The organism is Pseudomonas sp. LS1212 (assembly GCF_024741815.1).
GTDB lineage: Bacteria > Pseudomonadota > Gammaproteobacteria > Pseudomonadales > Pseudomonadaceae > Aquipseudomonas.
In genome coordinates this window covers 3,061,788-3,087,734 of sequence record NZ_CP102951.1, presented here as the reverse complement: position 1 = coordinate 3,087,734, position 25,947 = coordinate 3,061,788, and the positions used below count along the sequence as shown (strand labels likewise).

Below are 25,947 nucleotides of genomic sequence, written 5' to 3'. Positions count from 1 at the left end.
CGAGTCAGTCCCGCTCTACCAGTGCCGGCCGCCAACGCTTCAGCAACAGGGCGTAAGTGACCACCGAGACGCTGGACAACGCCATCGCCGCGCCGGCCACCACCGGGTTCAATAGACCGAATGCGGCCAGCGGAATGCCGACCAGGTTGTAGACGAAGGCCCAGAACAGGCTCTTCAGAATCCGCCCGTAGGTGTGGCGGGACAGTGCCAAGGCATCCGCCACCAGCGCCGGATCACCGCGCATCAGGGTGATGCCAGCGGTGTGCATCGCCACGTCGGTGCCGGTCGACATGGCAATACCGACATCGGCCGCCGCCAGCGCCGGCGCGTCGTTGATGCCGTCACCGACCATAGCCACTACCGCGCCATCGGCCTTCAGCGCTTGCACCACGGCCGCCTTGTCGCCGGGCAGCACCTCGGCGCGCACCTCGTCGAGGCCGAGCAGCGCGGCCACGCTGGCGGCCGCACCGCGGTTATCGCCGGTGATCATCACGGTGCGGATACCCAGTTTGTGCAAGCGCGCCACAGCCTGCCGTGCGGTCGGCTTCACCGCATCGCCGAAGGCGATCAGGCCCAACAACTGCGGCTGCTCGGACAGGTCGGCAAGCCAGGACACGCTATTGCCGGCCTGGGCCAACGCCGCCGCGGAAGGTGCGAGCGGCGACAGGTCCACGCCGAGTTCCTGCATCAACCGCGTGCTGCCCAGGCGCAGCGCACGCCCTGCTACCGAGGCCGCCAGGCCGCGCCCCGGCAATGCCGCGATCTCGGACGCTGGCAATAAAGCCACGCCCTCATGCTCGGCCTTGTCCAGCAACGCCTGCGCCAGCGGGTGCTCGCTGCCGACCTGCGCCGACGCGGCCAGTTGCAGCAGGCGCGCGATATCGCCGTCCGCCACCTCCAGCGCCGTCACTTGGGGTTTGCCCAAGGTCAGCGTGCCGGTCTTGTCGAAGGCCACTACGCTCACCCGGTGCGCGATCTCCAAGGCTTCCGCATCCTTGATCAGAATGCCGTGGCGCGCGCCGACCCCGGTACCGGCCATGATCACGGTCGGTGTGGCGAGGCCCAGCGCACAGGGGCAGGCGATCACCAGCACCGCCACCGCGTTGATCAGCGGGCCGGCCACCTCGCCGGTCAGCCAGCAGCCGATCAGCAGGGCCATGGCCGCGACCACCAGCACCACCGGTACGAAAGCGGCGCTGACCCGATCCACCAAACGCTGGATCGGCGCCTTGGCCGCCTGAGCGTTTTCGACCAGGCGGATGATCCGGGCCAGCGTGCTTTCCGCGCCGACCGCCGTGGTCACGATCAGCAACAGCCCCTCGCCGTTGATCGCCCCGCCGGTGACCGAATCACCCACGCCCTTGGCGACCGGCAGACTCTCGCCGGTCAACAATGACTCGTCGAGATGGCTGCGCCCGTCGCGCACTACACCGTCGGCCGGCACACGCTCGCCCGGCCGCACCACTGCTAGGTCACCGACGATCAGCGCATTCGCCGGCACCTCGTACTCCACCCCGTCGCGGCGCACGCGGGCGGTGTCCGGTCGCAGGGCCTGTAACGCGCGAATGGCGTCGCCCGTGTGGCGCTTGGCGCGTGCCTCAAGCCACTTGCCGAGCAGCACCAGGGTGATCACTACCGCGGAAGCCTCGAAATAGAGGGGCGGGTCGCCGGGGCCGGCATGCGTCGCCAGCAGGTAGACCGACAGTCCGTAGCCCGCACTGGTGCCCAGTGCCACCAGGAGGTCCATATTGCCGCTGCCGACGCGCAAGGCCCGCCAGCCGTCCCGATAGAAACGCGCGCCCAGCCAGAACTGCACCGGCGTGGCCAGTACCAGTTGCACCCAGCCCGGCACGCTCCAACGCACACCCAGCAACGCGGCGAGCATCTGCACCACCAGCGGCAGGGAAAGTCCGGCAGCCAGCGCCACCGGCCACCAGTCGCGACGCGGCGGCGCGGCAGTGGCCTCTTTGGCTGCCGGCACGCTGGCCTCATAGCCGGCTGCCACTACCGCCTGGATCAGCGCCGCCAGCGAGACCGCGCCGGACACCACCCGGACCCGCGCCCCTTCGCTGGCCAGATTCACCGTGGCCAACAACACGCCCGGAACCTTCAACAGGGCCTTCTCGACGCGACCAACGCACGAGGCGCAGCTCATGCCGGCGATGGCCAAGTCCAGTTCGTCTTCCTTCACGCGATAGCCCGCGCCTACTACCGCCTGGAGCAGGGGCGCCAGCGCAACTTCGGCCTTCACCTCGACCGTCGCCGCCTCGCTGACCAAGTTGACACTGGCGGCGGCAACGCCCGGCACCTTCAGCAAGGCCTTCTCGACACGCGTCACGCAGGACGCGCAGGTCATGCCGGCCACGCCGAAGGTCCATTGCTGGACCGGACCTGCGGGCATGGCAGCGGTGGTATCGGGGAGCGCGCTGGTCATCACCAACCTCCTGAGGCATTTCTTCACAATGCCAAGGTTGGACCTTGCCACCGAAGCAATGTCAAGTGGCAACGAGTCTGCACAGAGAGGATCGAGGCTGGTCTGTCGACTGGGTAACCAGCCCAATGCTGACGACTCAAGCTTTCGATAATTCAAGGATTTACAGAGTAAATGTCCTGATTTCCGCCTTATATCGGCATGACCTCTATATGCCATGCATCGAATCAGTCACCGAGTGCGAAGGCTGTGGCGTTTTCACATGATTCATCACAGCGCCGAGCCAGGTGGGCGCTTGAGTTTCAGATTGAACTCCCCAAAGCGTTTGACGTTGCTGGTCAGGTAGGGACTAAGAAACGATACGTCCTCATCGGTAAACTGCCAGCCATCACGGGCGAGCTTATGCAGGATGCGCATCATGTCCACGGTGTTCTGCAGAATCACCGAAGAGGCGACCATGTCGTTGTAGCGCAGGCGCTTCTGTTGCTCATCCGGATCGTTCTCGGCAATCACATCGCCGCCGAAGGACAACCACTTCGAGAAGCCGTTGTAGGACTCAATCTTGTTGGTGTTGGCCGTCACTTCCTGGCGCAGTTCGCGGTTGCCGATCCAGTTGAGCAGGAAAATCGTCCGGACCACGCATCCCAGCTCTTGAGCGGCATGGTAGAGCTTGTTCCTCCGGCTATAGGAGCCCAGCTTCCTGAGCAGCATGGGAGAGGAAATCTTGCCGGCCTGAATCGATAGCGCCACTTGCATCAGATCCTGCCAATGGGTCTCGATCTGGCTCCAGTCGACGGTATCGGTGAAGAGGCTGTTGATGTGCTTGTACTTGGCCGAGCGATCGGGCCGATACATGATCAGGTCGCGCCAGTTGCGGATGCGCGGCATTAAATTGATGCCCAGCAAATGGGTGAAGGCGAACACCGTAGCGGACTGGCCTTGAGTGTCGGAATAGACCGTATCGGCTTCGACGCTGAGATCTGCCTTCAGCAAGCCCTCAATGACATAGATGGCTTCCCAGATACCTGGCGGGATGAAGTGCTGGAACACCGCGATGTAGTTATTCGACACATGCCGGTAGGCGACTGCGCCCATCTTGCGGTAGCGGAAGTGGTAGCCCGCCAACAAGTTTTCATCGTAGAAGTCGAATTGAGTTCCGTCGGCGGCGACCGCTTTGCCGTCGCCCCAGAGCTTGGGCAGATCGAGCTGGAGATAGAGTTCGACCAACTCCCGGTTGGCCTTGTCAAGCTTTTCGAGCGGCAGGTGCCGGCGATTGTTGTAGGACAGCATGTGCGGAGTGACATTGCCCGCCAGATGGCGAGCCGCCTGGTTCGGCCCCAGGTTGCAGCCCATGGCGAAGATCGTCATCAGGTAGCGCTCGGCCGGCTCCTTGAGCTTGGGATCGCTACCGGACATCGGTCCGAAATGGCGGGTGAACTGAATCCAGTGCTCGATGTTGCCATGATGTCGAGCACATGCCTGGCTGGCATACGTTGAGTGATCGCCGTTTGTAGGGAGATTGCCGAGGGCGGAATATCGCGGGCCATAACGCGCCTGAGCACGGGTTCTCCCGCATCGTTGATCGAGACATCGCTGCGGCAACTGGGAAATTTATCATCCAGTTGCTGAGCGGTGTTCTCAAGTTGCTCCTTCAAGCTGGTGACAAACTCTTTGGCGGTGCTCGGCAGCCCGACCTTTTCGCAGTACGCCGGCAGACGAGTCAGACACTCATCCCACGGCAGCAACTGTGTGCGGTAGTCAGCAAACGACTCGGAGCCCAGAACACAAAGGTCCCCGGAGCGGAGTTCACTGGCCAGGTAAGAGAAGACACAGACCTCCAGAAAGCGCCGATTGGTCGGCGGCCCCTCACTGGCAGAACGCCTGACAACCTTCAACCAGCGATCTGACGCGAACGAAAGGTCAACGTGTTCATCAATCCATTCTCGGTGCAGCTGCTCATGATCCTGAACAAGCTGTAACGTCTGGATTAGCGATTGATCCTGGGTTGTCGGCTCCAGTTGCAGCAGATGGCTGAGGCGGAACAGCAGTGAGCGATGGGACTTGAAGTGCTTCCAGAGTAGCGGAAGATAGTTACTGCCACCCGTCGCCTGGACTTCAGCGCAGGCCTCACGAAGCTGATCAAGGTTCCCCTCGGGGGACAGATACTCGCGAATCAGGCTGCCGGCTTCTTCATTACTTGGTTCTTGGCTGAGGATCTGAATCACACCATCCAAGGTGGCCACGAGCAGCTCTAGTTTTTTGCGCTGACGTAGCTGGATTTGCTCCAACTCATCCTTGGCCCGCTTGTGGATGGTCGAGATCCGTTTGATGAACATCTCCGCGAGATGGTCACGAGTTCGAATTCGCATCTTGTAGATCAGAGCAAGCATCAGGGTATAGCGCTTGGGAAGAGAACAGTCCTGCAGCTCGGAGACGTCAGAGGCAGCAGCTAACGAGGAGAAATGGCGGATCTTAGGCTCAGTTACGCCTTCGAAGATGACATCCAAGTCACCGAACCTTTCAAGCCAACTTAGGTGATCAATCAACACCTCTAGATGCTTGCGTGAAGGCTTTCGTGGTGTCTGCTTCAACGCATTGAAATCACTCTGACGCCGGCCAAAATCCGTCTCCAAAAGCGCTTTCAACTGATAGATGACTTCAATGGGGGTTCTGTTGACTACTTGATTGAATATGGTCTCCAGACATTCGGCGTGAACCTTTTCGGCAAGATCATTGAGAGTTGAGTGCGCCGGGAGCTCATAATTCTGACGAATCAGCTCCTCGATCACGGAGTTGATGATGTCGGCACGCTGGTCAAGCAAGAATGACATTGCTTTAGCATGGCGCTCAGCGGGGTCAATTGCATCTGATCCATAAAATGCGGAAACCCCGAGCCGCGCTCGGACGGCGCTCATGTGCCGATACTGCTGAAACCACTTGTACTCCGCGGGTTTTACCTTGCGCCGTTGACCTAATTCACCACGGATGAAATCCACGATTTGCTCAGGGACGTCGATAATGTCAGGAAAAAATCGAAGTACCTGGAAGGTCTTGAGTAGGACGGCGAGATTGAGGTGAAAAGGCGCCTTAGACTTGCTTCGTACCCACTTAAGCTCCTCATCTGAAAAGGAAAATTCGCGCTGTAACTCAGCCTTCGAATACGACTTTGACAGAGTGGGGTACGACGTGCGCTCTACTGAAGCCATAGGACCTCCTTTCAGGGGAACCAGAAAAGATAGTCTACGCGCAGGGATGTAGCAGGGAATTATAAAAAGTCATTATTAACAGGTAGTTACGAGCGAAGTGAGTGAATTTTCCCCTTATCTCGGCATAACCCGAATAAGTCGGCGTGGTGGCTTTCATGGCGCAAAACCCGACCAGCACCGACCAACGTTCATCCCAACAGCTCAGGGCCTGGCATGTCGCATTCAAACGCGTCAAGCCGGGGTCGCGCACGACCCGAAGGACCTTCCTGCAATCTGCAAAACGCAAGCGGCATTCCAGACAGCAGGAAGATCATTCACGCTTTCACGTGACGACCCGATAGCAGGGCACATAGGCCGCCCCGCCCGGCAGCTTCATGCGGTGTTGCGCGACGAATGATTGCAGCAAGTGATCCAGAGGCTTCATGACCGCGGCGTCGCCATGGATTTCGTAGGGCCCGTGCTGCTCGATCAGGCGGATTCCCTTGTCTTTCACATTGCCGGCCACGATACCGGAAAAAGCGCGCCGGAGATTGGCCGCCAGCTCGTGAGGCGGCAGGTCGCGGCTCAGCTGGAGGCTGGCCATGTTCTGGTGGGTGGGGTCGAACGGGCGCTGAAAACCTTCCTCGATCTTGAGCAGCCAGTTGAAATGGAACGCATCATTGCGCTCACGACGGAACTGCCGCACCACCTTGAGCGCCTCGGTCATTTGCCGTGCCACTTCAGCAGGGTCGTCGATGATGATCTGGTAGTGCTGCTGCGCGGCCTCGCCCAGGGTCGCGCCGACGAACGCATGCAACTGCTGCAGGTAAGGCGCCGAACCTTTGGGGCCGGTCAGGATGACCGGGAAGGGCAGGTCGCGGTTATCCGGGTGCATCAGGATGCCGAGCAGGTAGAGAAACTCCTCGGCCGTGCCGGCGCCGCCGGGAAAGATGATGATGCCGTGGCCGACACGGACGAAGGCCTCCAGGCGCTTCTCGATGTCCGGAAGGATCACCAGCTCGTTGACGATAGGGTTCGGCGCCTCGGCGGCGATGATTCCCGGTTCGCTCAGGCCCAGGTAACGACCGCCGTTCATCCGCTGCTTGGCGTGGGCAATGGTGGCGCCTTTCATCGGCCCTTTCATCACGCCGGGCCCGCAACCGGTGCAGATATCCAGCTTGCGCAGCCCCAGTTCATGACCGACCTTCTTGGTGTACTGGTACTCGTCGGTGTTGATCGAATGGCCGCCCCAGCACACCACCAGCTTGGGTTCCACGCCTGGGCGCAGGGTGCGGGCGTTGCGCAGCAGATGGAACACGTAGTCGGTGATGCCCTGTGAACAGCTCAGGTCGATGCGCCGGCTTTCCAGCTCGTTCTCGGTATAAACGATGTCGCGCAGGGCACTGAACAGCATCTCGCGGGTGCTGGCGATCATCTCGCCGTCGACGAAGGCATCCGCCGGCGCGTTGAGCAGTTCCAGGCGCACGCCTCGATCCTGCTGGTGGATGCGAACCTCGAAGTCCTGGTAGGCATCGAGAATCGTCTTGGCGTTGTCGATGTGGGCGCCCGTGTTGAGGATTGCCAGGGCGCACTGGCGAAATAGCGTATAGATACTGCCCGACCCGGCTTCGCTCAGTTGTTGCACCTCGCGTTGGGACAGCGTTTCCAGGCTGCCTTTGGGGCTTACCGAAGCGTTGATTACATGTCGTGGGGTCATCTGGATATCCTTTTTTCGATGCCACCGAGCCAGCAAAAGGCCAGTTACATCAGTAGGTCAGTACTGAGCGCAGGCGCGCGCAGCGAGTATTTTCTCTGTCGTCCGGGCGCAAAGGTAAACGTTGCGATGAGATCCCCCCGGGGTGGCCGCCTCCTGAACGCAGGAGACGGCAGCAAAGTCGGCACGTTATGTCCTCATCTTAGTCCGGCGTTGAAAGGGCATGGGCGAATGCGAACATCGATTTGTCGACAATCCATTCCCGCATCAGAAGGGCCAATGGGGTCAGAAGGGACGGTGCAGGCAATGGCGCCATTGGCACCGAGGCTGGAGTGCTGCTTACGATCCAGTAAGTTGTAGAAGAGCGCTTCTCTGTTGCAACGGCCGGGCAAAGGCCGGGTTGCGCGACATCGGTCTGCTCACCGAGGTCACCGTTCATTACGTTAGCGATCGGTATTTCAAATTGCAACCGACTGGTGCCCCGTCGATTAACGGGATCGCGAGGTCGCGATCACCGCTCCGACGATGATCAGCACGGCGGGTAGAATCAGCATCGGGCTGGCATGACTTTTCCCGACGGCGATCAGCAGCACTGTTGAAATCAAGGGCGCCAGGTAGGAAAGGGCACCAAGCATCGGCAGGCTGCCATGCTTGGTAGCGTGATCCCAGGCAAAGAACGCCAGGCCAACGGGCCCCAGCCCCAGGCCGACGATCGCCGCCCACTGGCTCAAATCGGGCCTGACCGTGGCTTCGAAGGCAAGATGACAAATCATCCCGGCCAATGCGACCAGGCCACAGATCCCGCCGATGATACTGCTGGGCACCTCACTGAAACGGCGATTGACCACCGAATAGGTCGACCACACCAGTGCGCAGCCCAGTGCGGCCAGGTAACCAGCCACCGGCAGCGTCGCGACCTCGGCCTGGCTGCGTTGCAGCATGATGAACGCCGTGCCGGCGAGCCCCAGCAATGCGCCTGCCAATTGTCGCCAGCGCAGCCGGCTGCCCGCCAACAACGCCGACAGCAGCACGATCAGCAGGGGCCACAAATAGGCGAGCAGACTGGCTTCAGCGGCCGGGGCAGCTTTGAGGGCAAAGAAATACAGGGCGTGATAGGCGAAGATGCCGACAAAACCAACGGTCCACACCGACAGCGGCTGGCGCCAGGCCTGAAAGCCGGCAGCGCCGCGAAGCCCGATCACGAACAAACTCGCCAGAAAGGCTACGCCGAAACTGAGCGCCAGCAGCTCGAAGGGAGGAATGCCCTCGGTGAGCGTGGTCAGCAAGGCCAGGCAGGACCAGAGTACGACGGCGACGACGCCGATGGCCGTTGCCGAGGTTGCAGTCCTGGTTGGGTAAAAGGCCTTGTTGGCCTGCGCTGTGTCTGTCATTTATCCAATGCCTGATCGAAGTCTTTGATCAGACAATGCTAAACAGCGTGGTGCCATCGGTATTGATGAAAACCGCCAGGAATTTGTTCAAGCCTGCGCAGCTTCAGGCATTGCGCGAGGCTTTGCGAATGGACGCCGGGGTCGTGTTTCTGGATTTCTTCAAGGCGTGAGTGAGGGCGCTTTGATCGGCATAGCCGACGCTGTGGGCGATATCGACGATCGGCCGGGTGGTTTCACGCAGCAGATCGACTGCCCTGTCCAAACGCTGGCTGGCGATATAGGCGAAAGGCGAGCGTTGCAATTGCTGTTCGAACAATTGGTAAAGGCGACGCTCGCTGGTTGCGCAGGCCTGGGCGATATCGCGCACGGTCATGGGCGCGCCCAGGTTGTGTTCGATGTAGGCCAGGGCCCGGGCAAGGGTCAATTGATTGCGACTTTCCAGTGGCTTCACGGGAGGCGCAAGGGATGAGAACAGCAAGGTGCTCCATGAAGCGGCCAGCGGCGCAGCGCTCACCAGGGCTTGCGCGTTGTGGGCGGCATAGTCGAGCAGATGGCGGATCTGGGGCGTGATGGGGAAGAAGGTCTTGTCGCTCAAGGTGGTGCCGCACGGGGGCGCTGCCACATCGAGTACGATGAAACTGTTGGAGGTGCGCGTCGAGAAGGTGTGGCGCGCGCCGCAGGGAATGACCACGCCCTGGCTCCAGTCAACCCGCCCGCCGAGGCCGTCCACCTCGATGTCCAAGGCCCCCGACTGCGGCAGCACGATCTGGTGGAAGTCGTGATCGTGGGCTTCGCATTCGCCGCTATAGGACCTGAGGGTCAGGGATACCGGCGGTAGCTCGTGACCGGCCATCGTGCTGCTCCTGTGGGGGTAGGGTGGTCGAAACATGCAAACCCTACCTCAGCCATTGGATTTCAGATAGGGGTATCGAGGTGGATGCCGGGATCGCCGGGAGCCACTGCGTGACTCCAGCGCAGCCTGCGGCAGCGGCTACGCCAACCGAGGTGAGCCGAACACTCGTAGCCGCTGCCGAAGGCTCGGTGCGCCGCTGCGCCGCTCGCGCGCGTTAGCGGGCGCAAAATCTCAAGACCGCCGGGGGAGCCCCTGCGGGACTCCAGATGGTGCGCCACTGCGACAGCCTGCGGCAGCGGCTACGCCGATCGAGGTACGCCGAACCGTGTCATCTGCCAACCTCGGTATCGACATAGACCCTCAGCTCCGGATCAAAGGTCCGGATCAGCACGCGAGGCCGAACATCCCCGACCGCGGGCAAGCGGGAATCATGGAAGTCGTGTGGCTCGGGCACCACGAGAAAGGTCTGCGGCGAGGTCGACACATACGCCTTGGGCGGCGGCGAGCGATAGGATAAGGGCTCCTGGCTGAAGGCAGACAGGGGTTGGCCGTAGTAATCCTGGCCGATGATGTTGTCCCAGGATTGGGCGCCGGCCAAGCCTGGCATGCCACTGGCAATGCCCAGGACCATCCAACCGAGGCTTCGCATGGCGAACCTCCGACGCGAACCCCCCGCGTTGCCCCAAGCCTTTGACTATAGCACTACAGCCCTTGACGCGATGCCTTGAGCGCGCGGGCGACCTCGGCCTGGATTTCATAGGCGGGCGCCTCGACGGTGTTGAAGTCGCGGGTATAGCGGACCGCGAATTCGGCGACTCTCCAGTCCTGAAACTGTTGCACGTGTTTGAGCTCGTGCGCCCAGAGCAGCACGTTGCTCTGGGCATCATCGGCGTTTCTGAACACGATGATATCGATCAGCGTGACAGCGTTGGTATCCGGGTTCTGCAACATGGTGCCTACGGCACTCAGCTCGGTGCCATCTGCGACCTTGTAGCGGGCCGCATCCAGCACCCGGTCGTCGTAGTAGGGCTGCAGTTGGCTTTTTATATCCAGCGGGATGGTCTGGGTGCCTGTGCTGGCGGCGGCATCGCGCGACTGCACCAGCCATTGCTCGAGGGCCGGGGCGGCGACCCGGGTGATTTCCTTGTTGATGGCCTCCGGGTTGGGTATGCACAGGCAGCCCACCAGGCAGACTTCGACCTCGCCGGGCGGGCAGGCGTTGGCAAAGGACCAGGTGCCGAGCGCGAAGATCAGTGCCGCAAGCTGGATAGTCGAAGGCATCAAATTCTCCTGCTGTGTGGTGGAGTACTGATCGACAGTGTGGCACTTCCCCCGATGCCGGGTTCATCAACGCCGGCGTTCATGACCATCTTCCAGGTGCTGGCGGCGCTATTGATGCCGGCCCTGGCGCAGCGCCGCCCGGCCTGCTCCAAGGTCCAGCAGTGGTTATTGATTGTTGGCGTATCAATATTTTCAGCCGCTTCAGGCATAGTGGTGGCAACGCCTGTGGGCACCACTGTTCGGGAAGCCATGCGATTGAATTCATCGACCCTCCATACTCTGTCGCTCGGCGCGCTTGTCGTGCTGGCCGGCTGCGGTACGCAGCGCACCCAAGAACCCCCGCCGCCAAGTCCCGCCCAGGTGCGGGCGCAGATCGTTCGGCTATTGCCAGCCAAAACCCCCGACCGTGAAGGCTGGGCGACCGACATTTATGCCGCATTCGCCGCCCAGGATATTGCGCCGACCAACGAGAACCTGTGTTCGGTGCTGGCGGTTTCCGAGCAGGAATCGACCTTCCAGGTCGACCCGCCGGTGCCGGGGCTGGCCAGGATCGCGCGCGAGGAGATTGACCGCCGTGCCGCCAAATTGCATATCCCGGGTGTGCTGGTCAATGCCGGGCTCGGGCTGGAATCACCCAACGGCAAGACCTACAGCCAGCGCCTGAGCACCGTGCGAACCGAGAAGGAACTCAGCGCCATCTTCGATGACTTCATCGGCATGGCGCCGTTGGGGCGGAGCCTGTTCGGCAATTTGAATCCGGTGCAAACCGGCGGGCCGATGCAGGTCAGCATTGCTTTCGCCGAGACCCGGGCGCGCGATTATCCCTATCCTGTGAAAGGCTCGATTCGCCACGAAGTGTTCAGTCGTCGTGGCGGCATGTACTTCGGCATCGCCCATTTGCTGGGTTATCCCACTCATTACACCAAATCACTCTACCGCTTCGTCGATTTCAACGCCGGTTGGTACGCCAGCCGTAACGCCGCCTTCCAGAACGCCGTCAGCCTGGCCACGGGCATTACACTGGCACGCGACGGTGACCTGATCAATCACGGCACTTTTACGGCCGGTGCGACCGAGCTTGCGGTGCGCACGCTGGGCAAGAAGCTCGACCTGAGCAACACCGCCATCAGGCGCCAACTGGAACAGGGCGATAGCCTCGAGTTCGAAGACACGGAACTTTATGAGCGGGTGTTCGCCCTGGCCGAGAAGTTCGAGGGCAAACGGCTGCCGCGCGCCGTGGTGCCGGGTATCACCCTGGAAAGCCCGAAGATTACCCGCAAACTCACCACCGCCTGGTTCGCCAACCGCGTCGATGAGCGTCGTCAACGCTGCATGGCACGTGCGAAGAAGTAAAAACGCGTACCCTGTAGTGCGCGAACGTTGCCGCCAGGAACTCATTGATGACACGCCCCAGCCGCTTCGCCTCATTCTTCGACCAGGCTCGGCGTGCGCTGCAACTGGTCTGGAGTACGTCGCCCGGTTTGTTCGTCGGGTTGGTCCTGGCGACGCTGGCCGCGGGGGTACTTCCTGCGTTGGCTGCCTGGCTGGGCCAGCGCATAGTCGACGCGGTCGTCGCGGCCATGCAGGTTCATGCCAGCCAGGGCAGTGCACCCTTGTGGCCGGTATTGCGCTACGTCCTGTTCGAGGCCGGGGTGCTTGCACTATTGGCCGGTTGTCAGCGTTTGCTCTCGGTCCAGCAATCGTTGTTACGGGTGCAGCTTGGGCAGAAGGTCAATACCCTGATCCTGGAAAAGGCTCAGACGCTGTCGCTGACCCAGTTCGAGAATTCGGAGTTCTATGACAAGCTGGTCCGGGTGCGCCGCGAGGCGTCCACACGTCCACTGGCGTTTGTAACCAAATCGCTCGGCCTGGTCCAGAACCTGATCTCGCTGATCAGCTTCGCGGCATTGCTGGTGCATTTTTCGCCTTGGGCGCTGGTCATTCTGTTGTTTGGCGCGCTACCGGTATTTTTTGCTGAAGCGCATTTTTCCGGCGATGCGTTCCGGCTGTTTACCCGCAGGGCCCCGGAAAGCCGTCAGCAAAACTACCTTGAAGTATTGCTTTCCCAGGAAGCCCATATCAAAGAGGTCAAGCTGTTCGGTTTCGCGCCGTTGTTGTTGCAGCGCTATCGCAACACCTTCGAACGCCTCTATGCCGAAGACCGTCGATTGGCCCTGCGCCGCGATGGCTGGGGCTTCGCTCTCGGACTGCTGGGCACGGCGGCGTTTTACCTGGCTTATGCCTGGGTGGTGATCGATACGGTCAACGGCGCCATCACCCTGGGGCAGATGACCATGTACCTGGTGCTGTTCAAGCAGGGACAGACGGCGGTCAGCAGCAGCCTCGCCGCTATCAGCGGTCTTTACGAAGACGGCTTGTACCTGTCAGACCTCTACGAGTATCTGGCACAGCCGGTGGTTGTCGACACCGGGACGCTTACCGAGGGTGTGCGGCCGGGTGACGGCTTGCGTTGCGAGGGTGTCGGCTTTCGCTATCCCGGCGCGAGTCATGCTGCCCTCGAGGGTATCGATCTGCACCTTGCACCGGGCACAAGCGTGGCGCTGGTAGGTGAGAACGGGTCGGGCAAGACCACGCTGATCAAGCTGATAACCCGGCTCTACCGGCCCGACGAGGGGCGCATCCTGCTCGATGGCAGTGATCTGCAAGACTGGGACGAAGACGCGTTGCGCCGTCGCATCGGCGTGATCTTCCAGGACTACATCCGCTATCAGTTCACGGTGGGCGAGAACCTCGGCGTTGGCGACATCGATGCCTTCGGCGACGTCGGGCGCTGGCGCGAAGCGGCGACCCAGGGCATGGCGGCGCAATTCATCGAGCATCTCGATAAGGGCTATGCCACGCAGCTGGGGCGCTGGTTTGCCGGGGGGCAGGAGTTGTCCGGCGGGCAATGGCAGAAAATTGCCTTGTCGCGGGCCTACATGCGCCGTGATGCCGACATCCTCATACTCGACGAGCCCACCGCAGCCCTCGATGCGAGTGCAGAGGCCGCAGTGTTCGAGCACTTTCGCGAATACGCCAAAGGCCGCATGACGTTGCTTATCTCGCACCGCTTTTCCAGTGTGCGCAATGCCGATCACATTATCGTGATGGATCAGGGCAGGGTGCTTGAGCGGGGTAACCATGAAAGCCTGATCGCGGCAGCGGGGCGCTATGCCCGGTTATTCGATTTGCAGGCGCGTGGGTATCGGTAGTTCAGGGTATCCGCTTTCATGATCACCCGGTTCAAGGCGTAATCGAGCGCTCGCTGAAATAGCGCTCAAGGGCTTGTACGTTCCCCGACGATTCCGCCAGCGCTACGTAGGTGTCAGGGCGCAGCAGGTAGAGAGCGTTGTACCCAAGCCCCGCAGCCTCGTGCGCGGGCGCCCAGTCGAAAACCTGCAGGGGCAGGCCACGTTCGCTACACCATTTGACCAGTGCCTCGCTGGCAGTGCCATACACATGGACCTGCCATTTCATGTTCGCCAGCGAATCGAAATTGTCGACGCCATTGGCCGCTGCCCAGGGCAAGCGGTCGCCGCCTTGTACATGGCCGGCCGTGCCGCTGCTCAGGAACTGCAAGCGGTAGTTGAGGGTGATCTGGGAGATCGTGCGGAACATGAACTCGCGAACCGGTTCAAGTGAAGTGAGCTTGGGAAACAGCAGGGGCGCCAGGCGCGTACGCACAAGCGTGGCAATCGGCCCGTCGGCGGTGACAAAGCTGAAGACCCTGTCGGTGGTACTGACCAGTTTGTGCGCAAAGCCGATGCGTTCGGCCTCATAAGTCTCCAGCAGGCTCTCGGGGGCCTTGCCGGTCAGTACGGCGGCCAGTTTCCAGGCCAGATTGATCGCATCGCCAATGCCGGTATTCATGCCCTGGCCACCGGCCGGGCTGTGGATATGCGCGGCATCGCCAAGCAGGAATGCCCGCCCCCGGTAAAAGTACTCCGCGACCCGATGGTGCACGCGATAGCTCGAAAACCAGTTCACCTTGTGTACCTGCACCTTGAGGTGATCGATCGCGCGGCTGCTGACATCTTCGAACGTGAGGGTCTCGGCATGTTCGGCGCGCTCGTCGCGAACGGTGCCGATCAACCGTGCGCGCCCTGTGCCGGCCAGCGGGAAGACGGCGAGGAAGTCCGCTTCGTCGAGGTCCACGTGCAGCTCGCCGTTAAGGGCAGGGCCCTCGGCGTCCACGTCGGCGACGTAGAATACTTGCTGGTAGGTGCCACCGGAGAAGTCGAAATCCAGGGTCTTGCGGACGGTCGAGCGGGCGCCGTCGCAGCCGGCGATGTACTTGGCCACGCATGTTTCCTGGCGCCCCTCTGCGCTGATCAGGCGCGCGGTGATGTGCTCGCCGTCATCGAGGAAGCCCAGTAATTCACTCTCCCGCTCGACCAAGACGCCGAACAGTGCCAGCCGTTCGATCAGTAATTGTTCGTGCTGGTCCTGCGGGAAGATTTCCAGGAAGGGGTAGGGCGTAAGACCTTCGCCGATGGTCTCGAACGGCAGGCGCGCGGCCTGCTCGCCCTTGACCCACAGGTTGGCCGCCGGTACCTGGTGGCCTTTTTGCACGATCGCCTGCGCCAGGTCGAGCTGGCGGTAGAGCTCCAGGGTGCGCGCCTGGACGGCCAGGGCTCGCGAAGTCGTACCCGGTTCAGCCGTCTTGTCGAGGATTCGCACGCTGATTCCCAGCTTGCTGAGCCAGAGGGCCAGCACCAGCCCTGTGGGGCCGGCTCCGATGATCAGTACGTCGCAGGCTTTCATGTAGTGGTCTCCGGGTAGAGAACGAGTGCTGTGACAGTGTAATCCAACCGTGGCCGGCGGTAATTTCTATGTTGTTTGTGAGGGCCCTATCGCTGGCAAGCCAGCTCCCACACAAGGATTCGCGTGCCTTTTGTGGGAGCTGGCTTGCCAGCGATGCAGACGACACGGTCTTTCAGCTACGCCGCGCAACCAGCAACATCGATGCCGCACCCGTCAGCAACACCGCACAACCGCGATTGAACAGCCGCTTGCCACGAGGTTCGGCGAACCAGCGCTGCAGGTGCACGCCCATGCCGGCGTAGGCGCAAATGGCGATTACCTCCAGGCACAGGAACATCGCGCCAAGCACCATGAACTGCCCCGCGACCGGACGGGAGACGTCGACGAACTGGGGCAGGAAGGCGCTGAAAATCAGGATGGCCTTGGGGTTGCCGGCCGCCACCAGAAACTCCTGCCAGGCCAGGCGCAGCATGCTGACCTGCACATCGCCGGCCTGCGCACTGGCGTCAGGTTCGGCTCGCCAGAGTTGAATGGCGAGGTAGATGAGATAGGCGGCGCCGATGATCTTCAGGCCTTGAAAGAGCATCGCCGAGGTCTGCAGTACCGCCGCCAGGCCTGCCGACGCCAGGGCAATCATGATCGCGAAGGCCAGCAGGCGCCCAAAGCCGGCCAGGCTCGAGCGCTTGAAGCCGTAACGCGTGGCATTGCTCACGGACAGCAGATTATTCGGGCCTGGCGCCATGTTGAGGGCGAAGCAGGCGGGGATGAACAGCAGCAGTGCAGAGATATCTATCATTGGGGGTACCTGGCAGGTCGAGGCTTCACCCTTGTTTTTTAACAGGGTGACCAGGCTTCGAACCCATACAGTTACGGTTTTTTTTCAAGCGAGGAGGCAGGGCAATCATCGCCGGCAACCTGAGTTTGCCCAGGATTACCGGCGATGCGGATCAGCAATCAGCAGTAGCGGTCGAGGATACGAACCTCGGAACGGTTTTGCAGCTGGTCCCATTCCTGTTTCAAGGTCTGCAGCACGCGCCCGATGAAGTCCTTGTCGGCTGCGGCTTTCTTGCCGACGTAACCCTGGCCCCTGCGGTACATCTTCAGCCTTGCCAGCATGCTTGGGTGGTTTTGCTCGAATTCATTTTCCGCCGAGTGGGGCGAGAGGCAATCGATACGGACTTCACCCGACTTGCAGATCCACAGCACATGGCTGTCGTGGGTGTCCTTGTGCACCGCGAACAATCGAGCCAGTTTGTCGATAGTAGGTTGATCGTTCAGATTCATTTTCAAGCTCCTTAACCACTCGTTGATCTAGTTGTTTCGCCGAAATATGGCGCCAATCAGGCGACAAACGTTGCCCGTCGAGTCCCGGGGGAAGTCCCGGACCCTGTTTATGTAGCGTTGACAGGTAGCTGCTACACAGTAGCGTCACAACGAGGAGAGGCAGCGAACGCCAGGATACAACTGCCGACAATAACCAGGTCAGCCACAAGCATCATGAGGACGTTTGGCCAGCGCTTCTCGCCCGATTGGGGACGACAATGCAGGTCAGCTTCATCAATCTGCCTTGTGGGCAGTACACATCCGAAAAACAACTCGACGGCTTGTCGAGACTGCTTGAATCACTTTAACCAGCGCTCCCGATCGGGGAGACGTCTGCATCATGCAAGGGCGAGATAGCGTCGTCAACAGTTTTGTAGTGAAAAATCTAACTCACTACATATTGACTCAAATTGGCTTTCTCGTTCCCACGCGGAGCAAAGGAATGCTGTGGCAGACGCGCAGCAAAGAGACGCAGAGCATCAGGAGAGGCATTCCCACGCGAGCGTGGGAACGAGAACGGAGGGGCAGGCAGGCGATAGCAGGGGGGAACGTTACTTGCCGAGTTTTACCCGGGTCCAGCTGCGTGTCATCAACCGGCCGATGTTGATGGGCTGATCGGGTATCGCGTAGAGCGTCGCCAGTACAGCCTGCGGCGGGTAGGAGCCCGGGTCGCTGCGAATGGCTTCGTCGACCAGGGGGGTAGCAGCTGCGTTGGCGTTGCTGTAACCCACGCTGTTGGTGATCTCGGCCATGATCTCCGGGCGCATCAGGAAGTTGATGAACTGGTGCGCGCCTTCGACGTTTGCCGCATCATGGGGGATCGCGACCATGTCATAGAAGCTGCCGGCGCCTTCTTTGGGAATGCTGTAATCGACCTTGACCCTGCCACCGGCTTCCAGCGCACGGGCCTTTGCCTGGACCACATCACCGGAGTAACCCACGGCCACGCAAATATTGCCGTTGGCCAGGTCCGAGATGTACTTGGACGAATGGAAGTACGCCACCGAAGGGCGGATCTTCATGAACAGTGCCTGAGCTTCGGCGAGCTGCTGCGTGTCCTGGGAATTGACCGGGTAGCCGAGGTAATGCAGTGCCAAGGGCAGCATCTCGGTGGCCGAATCCAGAAAGCTGATACCGCATGATTTCAGCTTTGCCGCGTTTTCCGGTTTGAACAGCAGGTCCCAGGAGTTGACCGGGGCGTCTGCGCCCAGGACTTCCCTGACCTTGTCCGGGTTGAAGCCGATACCGATCGAGCCCCACATGTATGGGACGGCATGGGCATTGCCGGGGTCGCTGGCTGATACGTTGGCCAGCAGGGTCGTGTTGAGGTTCTTCCAGTTGGGCAGCCTGGATTTATCCAGCGGTTGATAGACGCCGGCCTTGATCTGCTTGGCCAGGAAGCTGTTGGAAGGGACAACGATGTCGTAGCCCGACTTGCCGGCGAGCAAGCGGGCTTCGAGGGTTTCATTGCTGTCGAACACGTCGTAGACGACGTTGATGCCGGTTTCGTCTTCGAATTTCCTGACTGTTTCCGGTGCAATATAGTCGGACCAGTTGTAGACACGCAGCACCTTGTCATTGGCCTGGGCGCAGGTAGCGAACACGCCCAAAAAGGACACGGCAAGGAGGGTCCTGCCAAACGATTTCATTGGGTACAACTCCATTTACTTGTGATAGCTGGCTGCAGTGGTGAAGCGGCTGCCTAGGCAGCCGCACCCGCCGCCTGCGGCGCAGGTTGCTTCCAGGATTCGGCAGCGGTCTGTTCCATGGCTTCCTGGATCGCGCGCTTGCGATTGGCCTCGGCGCGACGACCGACATACCAGACCAGAACGGTGACGAAAGAAACGGCCAGCAGGATCAAACTGGCGACCGCGTTGATTTCCGGCTTCACACCCAACCGCACGGCCGAGAAGACTTCCATCGGCAAGGTGGTCGAACCCGGCCCGGAAACGAAGCTGGCCAACACCAGGTCGTCCAGCGACAGGGCAAAGGACATCATGCCACCGGCCGCCAGCGACGGCGCGATCATCGGGATGGTGATCAAGAAGAATACCTTCCACGGCCGTGCGCCGAGATCCATGGCCGCCTCTTCGATGGACAGGTCCAGCTCACGCAGGCGCGCCGAGACCACCACCGCCACATAAGCGGCACAGAACGTGGTGTGCGCGATCCAGATCGTGACGATGCCGCGCTCCTGCGGCCAGCCGATCATCTGCGCCATGGCCACGAACAACAGCAACAGCGACAGACCGGTGATCACCTCGGGCATGACCAGGGGCGCGGTGACCAGGCCACCGAACAGCGTGCGGCCCTTGAAGCGGGTCACCCGGGTCAGAACGAAGGCGGCCAGCGTGCCCAGCGCCACGGCCGCAATGGCCGTGTAGCAGGCGATTTCCAGCGAGCGAACCACCGAGCCCATCAGTTGGCTGTTGTCGAGCAGGCCGGCGTACCACTTGAACGACCAGCCACCCCAGACCGTCACCAGCTTGGAGGCGTTGAACGAGTAGATGACCAGGATCAGCATCGGCAAGTAGATGAACAACAGGCCGAGGATCAGCATCAATCGTGAAAACCCGAAACGGTTCATGCCCGTCCCTCCATCTCTTTGGCTTGACTGCGGTTGAACAGCAAAATAGGCACGATCAGGATGGCGAGCATGACCACGGCCAATGCCGAGGCGACAGGCCAGTCACGGTTGTTGAAGAACTCTTGCCACAACACGCGGCCGATCATCAGGGTTTCCGGCCCGCCGAGCAGTTCGGGAATGACGAACTCGCCGACCACCGGGATGAACACCAGCATGCAGCCGGCAATGATGCCGTTCCTGGCCAGTGGCACGGTGATTTTCCAGAAGCTGTTGAAGGTGCTCGAGCCCAGGTCCGACGCCGCTTCCAGCAGACTCTGATCATGCTTGACCAGGTTGGCATACAGCGGCAGCACCATGAACGGCAGGTAGGCATAGACCACGCCGATATACACCGCGGTATTGGTGTTCAGGATCTCGATGGGGTTCTGGATCACGCCGGTCCACAGCAAGAATGCATTCAACAGACCGTTGTTGCTCAGGATCCCCATCCAGGCGTATACCCTGATCAGGATGGCCGTCCAGGTCGGCATCATGATCAACAGCAACAGCACTGTCTGTGATTCCTTGCGGGCCTTGGAGATGGCATAGGCCATCGGGAAGCCGATCAACAGGCACATCAGCGTACTGAAGAAGGCCACTTTCAAGGAGCCCAGGTACGCGGAGATGTAGAGATCGTCGTCAGCCAGCAGCGCGTAGTTGCCCAGGTTCATGAGCAGCTGGAACTTCTGCTCGGCGTACGAGTAGATTTCCGAATACGGCGGGATAGCCAGGGCCGCTTCGGAAAAGCTGATCTTCATCACGATGAAGAACGGCAGCATGAAAAACAGGCACAGCCACAGGAAGGGAATGCCGATGACCATCTGACGACCGCTCGGGATCAGCCGCAGAATCGGGTTCTTGGAAGTCTTCATGCGCGCAGTACCACGCCGCTGTCATCCTCCCACCACACATAGACGCTGTCGTCCCAGGTCGGACGCGTGCCACGGCGTTCGGCGTTGGCCATGAACGACTGGACGATCTTCCCGCTCGGCAGTTGCACATGGAAAACCGAGTGACCGCCCAGGTAGGCGATATCGTGAACCTTGCCCCTGGACCAGTTGTAGCGCGAGTCGGGTTGTTCGGTCGCGACCAGCATTTTTTCCGGGCGGATGGCATAGGTGACGGATTTGTCTTCTACCGAAGTACTGACGCCATGGCCGACATAGATGCGCTGTTCCAGGTCCTCGCTGTGGATTACCGCGTAGCCTTCCTGATCTTCGGTCACCATGCCTTCGAACGCATTGACGTTGCCGATGAATTCGCAGACCAGGCGGCTGACCGGTGCCTCGTAGATATCGACCGGGCTGCCGGTCTGGGCGATCCAGCCCAGGTGCATGATGGCGATGCGCTGGGCCATGGTCATGGCCTCTTCCTGGTCGTGGGTCACCATCACGCAGGTCACGCCGACCCGCTCGATGATCTCGACCAGTTCCAGCTGCATTTGCGAGCGCAGTTTCTTGTCCAGCGCGCCCATCGGCTCGTCGAGCAGCAACAGCTTCGGCCGCTTGGCCAACGAACGGGCCAGGGCCACACGCTGGCGCTGGCCGCCGGAGAGCTGGTGCGGCTTGCGCTTGGCGTACTGGGTCATGTGAACCAGCTTGAGCATTTCTTCCACGCGGGCTTCGATCTCGCTGGCGGGAAGGCGATCCTGCTTGAGGCCGAAGGCAATGTTCTGCGCCACGGTCATGTGCGGGAACAAGGCGTAGGACTGGAACATCATGTTGATCGGCCGCTCGTAGGGCGGCATATCGGTAATGTCCACGCCATCGAGAAGGATTCGGCCTTCGGTCGGGCGCTCGAAGCCGGCCAGCATGCGCAGCAGGGTGGATTTGCCTGAACCAGACCCCCCCAGCAATGCGAAAATTTCACCCTGATGGATTTCCAGGGACACATCGTCCACGGCAATCGTCTCGTCGAACTTCTTCGTGACCCGGTCGATTTTGACCAGCACCTTCTTGGGGTGCGGGTTGCCTTCGAGGGTCTTCCTGTAAATGCTGGAGGCGGTTGCCATGTGAAACTCCCAACAGGTGTTAATAGTCGAGCCAATACGGCCTGACCTAATAGATTGATTACAAACCCGCTTGCGGCGGGTTCATCCAGCGCAGCTGTCCTTGCCGCCCAACGCTGCTTCTTGTTGTCGTCATTACCCAGACTGCTGTGTGGGGCACGCGCTGACGCGCAGCCACGGCACAGTAGCGATGGGAACTTTGAATGTTGTCTTGGTTACCAGAGTCCGGCAGGCGCCTGTCAGCGTGCGCTATGTAGCGCCGCACGCTGTCGGCAGGCGTCGCCAAAGGCTTGAAAAATACTCAAATAAGCGGGGTTCGATAGAACCTGCCATTCCGGGTGCCATTGCACGCCGACGGCAAATGTCTGGCTGCCTTCGACGGAAACCGCTTCGACCAGTCCGTCAGGGGCGATTGCCTCGGCCCGCAGGCCAGGCGCCAGCCGGTCGATGCCTTGAGCATGGATGGAATTGACCTGGATGACCGGCGGCAGCTCGAGCGCCGCGAACACGCCGCCAGGTTGCACATGGACCGCATGAGCCGCCGCGAACTGGACTTCCACGTTCGGGTGGTCTGCTTCGCGATGGTTCATGAAGGTGCCGGTTTCGTGAACCTTCTGGTGCAGGCTGCCGCCGAACGCCACGTTCATTTCCTGGAAACCCCGGCAAATGCCGAGCACCGGCACGCCGGCAGCCACGGCTGCGCGCAGTAGGGGAAGGGTGGTGCGATCTCGCTGTGGGTCGTGCGCAGTGCCTGTTTCGCTCGCCGGGCCCTGGTAATGAAAGGGTTCGACGTTGGAGGGCGAACCGGTAAACAACAGGCCGTCCAAATGCTTGAGAAGCCCATCTATATCAGTCAACTCAGCCAGGGACGGAACAATGACTGGAAGTCCTTGTGCGGCCTCGCACACGGCGCGCAAGTACTTGTCTCCGCTCACATGGTAGGCCTTGGCCCCGATTTCTTTAACGCACGCAGTCACACCGACCAATGGCTTGGTTGCCATTTTTATTCACCTCGGAAAACACACTTGAACGAGCTTTTTCAGAGCTTAGCCTTGTTGATTTTAATTAACAACCGTCCTGTAAAAAATTCTACACGGATTGATGGGGGCGCTTGGTGTCTTCGGGGGCTTCTCAGGACCTGAGCGTTTCAAGAAACCGTTCAATGCGACAAAAAAATCCAATATATTGCAGTTTTGGCCGCTATTGACTTCCTCAGGGCTTTCGGATTGACTGAATTAGTGAAAGGGCAGTGCATATTATTTTTAACAACAAAGGTGTTGCATCATGTCGGTACCTCTGCGTGCCGTTCAGCTTAACGAAGCGAACGCATTCCTTAAGAAACATCCTGAGGTTCTGTACGTTGACCTTCTGATTGCGGATATGAACGGCGTGGTGCGTGGCAAACGCATCGAGCGCACCAGTCTCCACAAGGTCTACGAGAAAGGCATTAACCTGCCGGCCTCCCTATTCGCCCTGGATATCAACGGTTCGACGGTGGAAAGCACCGGCCTGGGCCTGGACATCGGTGACGCTGACCGAATCTGTTATCCGATCCCCACCACCCTCTGCGTGGAACCCTGGCAAAAACGTCCAACCGCGCAATTGCTGATGACCATGCATGAACTGGAAGGTGACCCTTTCTTTGCCGACCCGCGCGAAGTGTTGCGCCGGGTGGTCAGCAAGTTCGATGAGCTGGGCCTGACCATCTGCGCCGCCTTCGAGCTGGAGTTCTACCTGATCGACCAGGACAACGTGAACGGTCGTCCGCAGTCGCCACGTTCGCCGATCTCCGGCAAGCGTCCGCAATCGACCCAGGTCTACCTGATCGACGACCTCGACGAATACGTCGACTGCCTGCAAGACATCCTCGAAGGCGCCAAGGAGCAGGGCATCCCGGCCGACGCCATCGTCAAGGAAAGTGCGCCGGCGCAGTTCGAAGTCAACCTGCATCACGTTGCCGACCCGATCAAGGCCTGCGATTACGCGGTACTGCTCAAGCGTCTGATCAAGAACATCGCCTACGACCATGAGATGGACACCACCTTCATGGCCAAGCCTTACCCGGGCCAGGCCGGCAATGGCCTGCACGTGCACATCTCGATACTCGACAAAGCCGGCAATAACATCTTCTCCAGTGAGGATCCCGAGCAGAACGCCGCATTGCGCCATGCAATCGGCGGTGTGCTCGAGACCCTGCCGGCGCAGATGGCCTTCCTCTGCCCGAACGTCAACTCCTACCGCCGTTTCGGCGCACAGTTCTACGTGCCCAACTCGCCGAGCTGGGGTATCGACAACCGTACCGTCGCGGTGCGGGTGCCGACCGGTTCCGCGGACTCGGTGCGCATCGAACACCGCGTCGCCGGTGCCGATGCCAACCCGTACCTGTTGATGGCTTCGGTGCTGGCAGGCGTGCACCACGGCCTGACCAACAAGATCGAGCCTGGTGCGCCGGTAGAAGGCAACTCCTACGAGCAGAATGAGCAGAGCCTGCCGAACAACCTGCGCGATGCCCTGCGCGAGTTGGACGACAGCGAAATCATGGCGCGTTATATCGATCCCGAGTACATCGATGTCTTTGTCGCCTGCAAGGAAAGCGAACTCGCCGAGTTTGAAAACTCCATTTCGGACCTTGAGTACAACTGGTACTTGCACACGGTCTGACGACCGACCCCATTACCTGCGTTGAGTTTATTTCATGGCTAAAAATCGCAACGACTGGGAGCAGAGCTTCCAGTCCCTCGAAATTGAAGGTCGGGCATTCATCGACGGCCAATACTGCCCGGCAGCCGACGGCGCTACGTTCGATTGCATCAGCCCGGTCGACGGACGCTTGCTTGCCAAGGTCGCCAGTACCGATGCTGCCGATGCCGAGGCAGCGGTCCAGGTCGCCCGCCAGACGTTCAACTCCGGCGTCTGGTCCGGCCTTGCCCCGGCAGAGCGCAAGCGCATCCTGATTGCCTTCGCCGATCTGATTCTTGAGCACAAAGAGGAGCTCGCCCTGCTCGAAACGCTGGACATGGGCAAGCCGATCAGCGACTCGCTGGCCATCGACGTGCCGGCGACCGCCAATGCGATCCGCTGGACCGCCGAGGCGATCGACAAGATCTACGACGAAGTCGCGCCGACTCCGCAGGACCAGCTGGGTCTCGTCACCCGCGAACCGGTGGGCGTAGTCGCGGCCATCGTGCCGTGGAACTTCCCGATGATCATGGCCAGCTGGAAATTCGCACCGGCGCTGGCAGTGGGTAACTCGTTCATTCTCAAGCCGTCTGAAAAGTCGCCGCTCACGGCGATCCGCCTGGCCCAGCTGGCACTGGACGCGGGGATCCCGAAAGGCGTCTTCAACGTGCTGCCAGGTTTTGGTCACACGGTCGGCAAGGCGCTGGCCTTGCATGCCGATGTCGATGTATTGGCCTTTACCGGTTCGACCGCTATTGCCAAACAGCTGATGATCTATGCCGGGCAAAGCAACATGAAACGCGTTTGGGCGGAGGCGGGCGGCAAGAGCGCCAACGTCGTGTTCGCCGATGCGCCGGACTTGCAGGCCGCCGCCCAGGCGGCTGCCGGTGCCATTGCCTTCAACCAGGGTGAAGTCTGCACCGCGGGTTCGCGCCTGCTGATCGAACGCTCGGTCAAGGATCAGTTCATGCCGATGCTGGTCGAGGCGCTGAAGGCCTGGAAACCAGGCCACGCGCTGGACCCGGCGACCACCGTGGGTGCCGTCGTCGATTCCCGCCAGCTCGAATCGGTGCTGCGTTACGTTCAGGTCGGCCAGGAGCAGGGCGCTCAGTTGATCGCCGGCGGCAGCCGTACCCTCGAGGACACCGGTGGCCTCTATGTGGAACCGGCGATTTTCGATGGCGTGACCAATGCGATGACGATCGCGCGCGAAGAGATCTTTGGCCCGGTGCTCTCGGTCATCACCTTCGACACGGCTGAACAAGCGCTGGAAATCGCCAACGACAGCATCTTCGGTCTGGCTGCCGGCGTCTGGACGCGCGATTTGAGCAAGGCGCACACCTTTGCCCGCGGCCTGCGTGCAGGCAGTGTCTGGGTCAACCAATACGACGGTGGCGACATGACCGCACCCTTCGGTGGTTTCAAGCAGTCGGGCAACGGTCGGGATAAATCGTTGCACGCGTTCGACAAATACACTGAGCTCAAGGCGACCTGGATCAAGCTTTAAATCCATTCGATTTACCTCACTTGGCGGCCAGCCTGGTGCTGGCCGCCGCTCTTTTTGCCCCTCGTTCGTGCAATTGGCGCAGCTGTGAGAGCAAACGTGATTTAATACTTGACGCCCAAGCCACTGGGTCGGGGAAAATGGGGGGCAATGACGTCATCGTCTGTGAACCACTCCCAATTCCTTCA

Annotated in this window: 18 protein-coding genes and 1 pseudogene; 4 read left to right on the top strand and 15 right to left on the bottom strand. The window is 60.6% G+C overall.

All coding sequences use genetic code 11. The annotated features are described in order from the left end of the window. Positions 1–4: 4 nt before the first annotated feature. The 7 genes and pseudogenes from NVV94_RS14335 to NVV94_RS14305 form a co-directional block, all read right to left on the bottom strand. Positions 5–2,401 carry a heavy metal translocating P-type ATPase gene (locus NVV94_RS14335; RefSeq protein ID WP_258447704.1) on the bottom strand — a complete coding sequence of 799 codons (2,397 nt, stop codon included), beginning with the start codon at positions 2,399–2,401 and terminating at the stop codon, positions 5–7. A 315-nt stretch (positions 2,402–2,716) separates the two neighbouring features. Next, positions 2,717–5,637: pseudogene (locus tag NVV94_RS14330) on the bottom strand (Tn3 family transposase); the annotation flags it as partial. A gap of 322 nt (positions 5,638–5,959) precedes the next feature. Next, entirely contained in the window at positions 5,960–7,333 is a 1,374-nt protein-coding gene (ppnN, locus tag NVV94_RS14325) for a nucleotide 5'-monophosphate nucleosidase PpnN (RefSeq protein ID WP_258443063.1), read from the bottom strand. 485 nt (positions 7,334–7,818) lie between these two features. Then, positions 7,819–8,721, bottom strand: coding sequence for a DMT family transporter (locus NVV94_RS14320; protein WP_258443062.1), 903 nt, complete (start codon positions 8,719–8,721; stop codon positions 7,819–7,821). A gap of 103 nt (positions 8,722–8,824) precedes the next feature. Continuing rightward, entirely contained in the window at positions 8,825–9,574 is a 750-nt protein-coding gene (locus tag NVV94_RS14315) for an AraC family transcriptional regulator (protein WP_258443061.1), read from the bottom strand. Positions 9,575–9,902: 328 nt separating this feature from the next. Then, positions 9,903–10,223: a hypothetical protein gene (locus NVV94_RS14310; RefSeq protein WP_258443060.1), complete on the bottom strand. Its 321-nt coding sequence runs from the start codon at positions 10,221–10,223 to the stop codon at positions 9,903–9,905. Positions 10,224–10,276: 53 nt separating this feature from the next. Then, entirely contained in the window at positions 10,277–10,855 is a 579-nt protein-coding gene (locus tag NVV94_RS14305; RefSeq protein WP_258443059.1) for a DUF4157 domain-containing protein, read from the bottom strand. Positions 10,856–11,104: 249 nt separating this feature from the next. On the opposite strand from NVV94_RS14305, the gene NVV94_RS14300 reads away from it, so the two are divergent. Together NVV94_RS14300 and NVV94_RS14295 are read left to right on the top strand one after the other, a co-directional pair. Next, positions 11,105–12,208 (top strand): DUF1615 domain-containing protein, encoded by a 1,104-nt coding sequence (locus tag NVV94_RS14300; RefSeq protein WP_258447703.1) that lies wholly within the window; start codon positions 11,105–11,107, stop codon positions 12,206–12,208. A gap of 47 nt (positions 12,209–12,255) precedes the next feature. Next, a complete protein-coding gene (locus NVV94_RS14295) occupies positions 12,256–14,067 on the top strand; it encodes an ABC transporter ATP-binding protein (RefSeq protein ID WP_258443058.1) in 1,812 nt (603 codons plus the stop codon). A 31-nt stretch (positions 14,068–14,098) separates the two neighbouring features. Here NVV94_RS14295 and NVV94_RS14290 read toward each other — a convergent pair whose 3' ends face one another. The 8 genes from NVV94_RS14290 to NVV94_RS14255 form a co-directional block, all read right to left on the bottom strand. Further along, positions 14,099–15,619: an FAD-dependent oxidoreductase gene (locus NVV94_RS14290; protein WP_258443057.1), complete on the bottom strand. Its 1,521-nt coding sequence runs from the start codon at positions 15,617–15,619 to the stop codon at positions 14,099–14,101. A 172-nt stretch (positions 15,620–15,791) separates the two neighbouring features. Continuing rightward, positions 15,792–16,412 (bottom strand): LysE family translocator, encoded by a 621-nt coding sequence (locus tag NVV94_RS14285; protein ID WP_258447702.1) that lies wholly within the window; start codon positions 16,410–16,412, stop codon positions 15,792–15,794. A gap of 161 nt (positions 16,413–16,573) precedes the next feature. After that, positions 16,574–16,903 (bottom strand): hypothetical protein, encoded by a 330-nt coding sequence (locus NVV94_RS14280; protein WP_258443056.1) that lies wholly within the window; start codon positions 16,901–16,903, stop codon positions 16,574–16,576. Between the two features lie 590 nt (positions 16,904–17,493). Beyond that, positions 17,494–18,591 (bottom strand): polyamine ABC transporter substrate-binding protein, encoded by a 1,098-nt coding sequence (locus NVV94_RS14275; protein WP_258443055.1) that lies wholly within the window; start codon positions 18,589–18,591, stop codon positions 17,494–17,496. Positions 18,592–18,644: 53 nt separating this feature from the next. After that, positions 18,645–19,529, bottom strand: a complete 885-nt coding sequence (locus NVV94_RS14270; RefSeq protein ID WP_258443054.1) for an ABC transporter permease subunit — start codon at positions 19,527–19,529, stop codon at positions 18,645–18,647. After that, positions 19,526–20,407, bottom strand: a complete 882-nt coding sequence (locus NVV94_RS14265; protein ID WP_258447701.1) for an ABC transporter permease subunit — start codon at positions 20,405–20,407, stop codon at positions 19,526–19,528. Before NVV94_RS14265 ends, NVV94_RS14270 begins: the two co-directional genes overlap by 4 nt. A 29-nt stretch (positions 20,408–20,436) precedes the next feature. Continuing rightward, complete coding sequence (gene potA / locus NVV94_RS14260) at positions 20,437–21,579, bottom strand: polyamine ABC transporter ATP-binding protein (protein WP_258443053.1); 1,143 nt, start codon at positions 21,577–21,579, stop codon at positions 20,437–20,439. Positions 21,580–21,815: 236 nt separating this feature from the next. Beyond that, positions 21,816–22,577: a gamma-glutamyl-gamma-aminobutyrate hydrolase family protein gene (locus NVV94_RS14255; protein ID WP_258443051.1), complete on the bottom strand. Its 762-nt coding sequence runs from the start codon at positions 22,575–22,577 to the stop codon at positions 21,816–21,818. A gap of 283 nt (positions 22,578–22,860) precedes the next feature. On the opposite strand from NVV94_RS14255, the gene NVV94_RS14250 reads away from it, so the two are divergent. Both NVV94_RS14250 and NVV94_RS14245 read left to right on the top strand, forming a co-directional pair. Next, entirely contained in the window at positions 22,861–24,237 is a 1,377-nt protein-coding gene (locus NVV94_RS14250; protein WP_258443050.1) for a glutamine synthetase family protein, read from the top strand. A 34-nt stretch (positions 24,238–24,271) separates the two neighbouring features. After that, a complete protein-coding gene (locus NVV94_RS14245) occupies positions 24,272–25,762 on the top strand; it encodes an aldehyde dehydrogenase (protein WP_258443049.1) in 1,491 nt (496 codons plus the stop codon). Positions 25,763–25,947 lie beyond the last annotated feature (185 nt).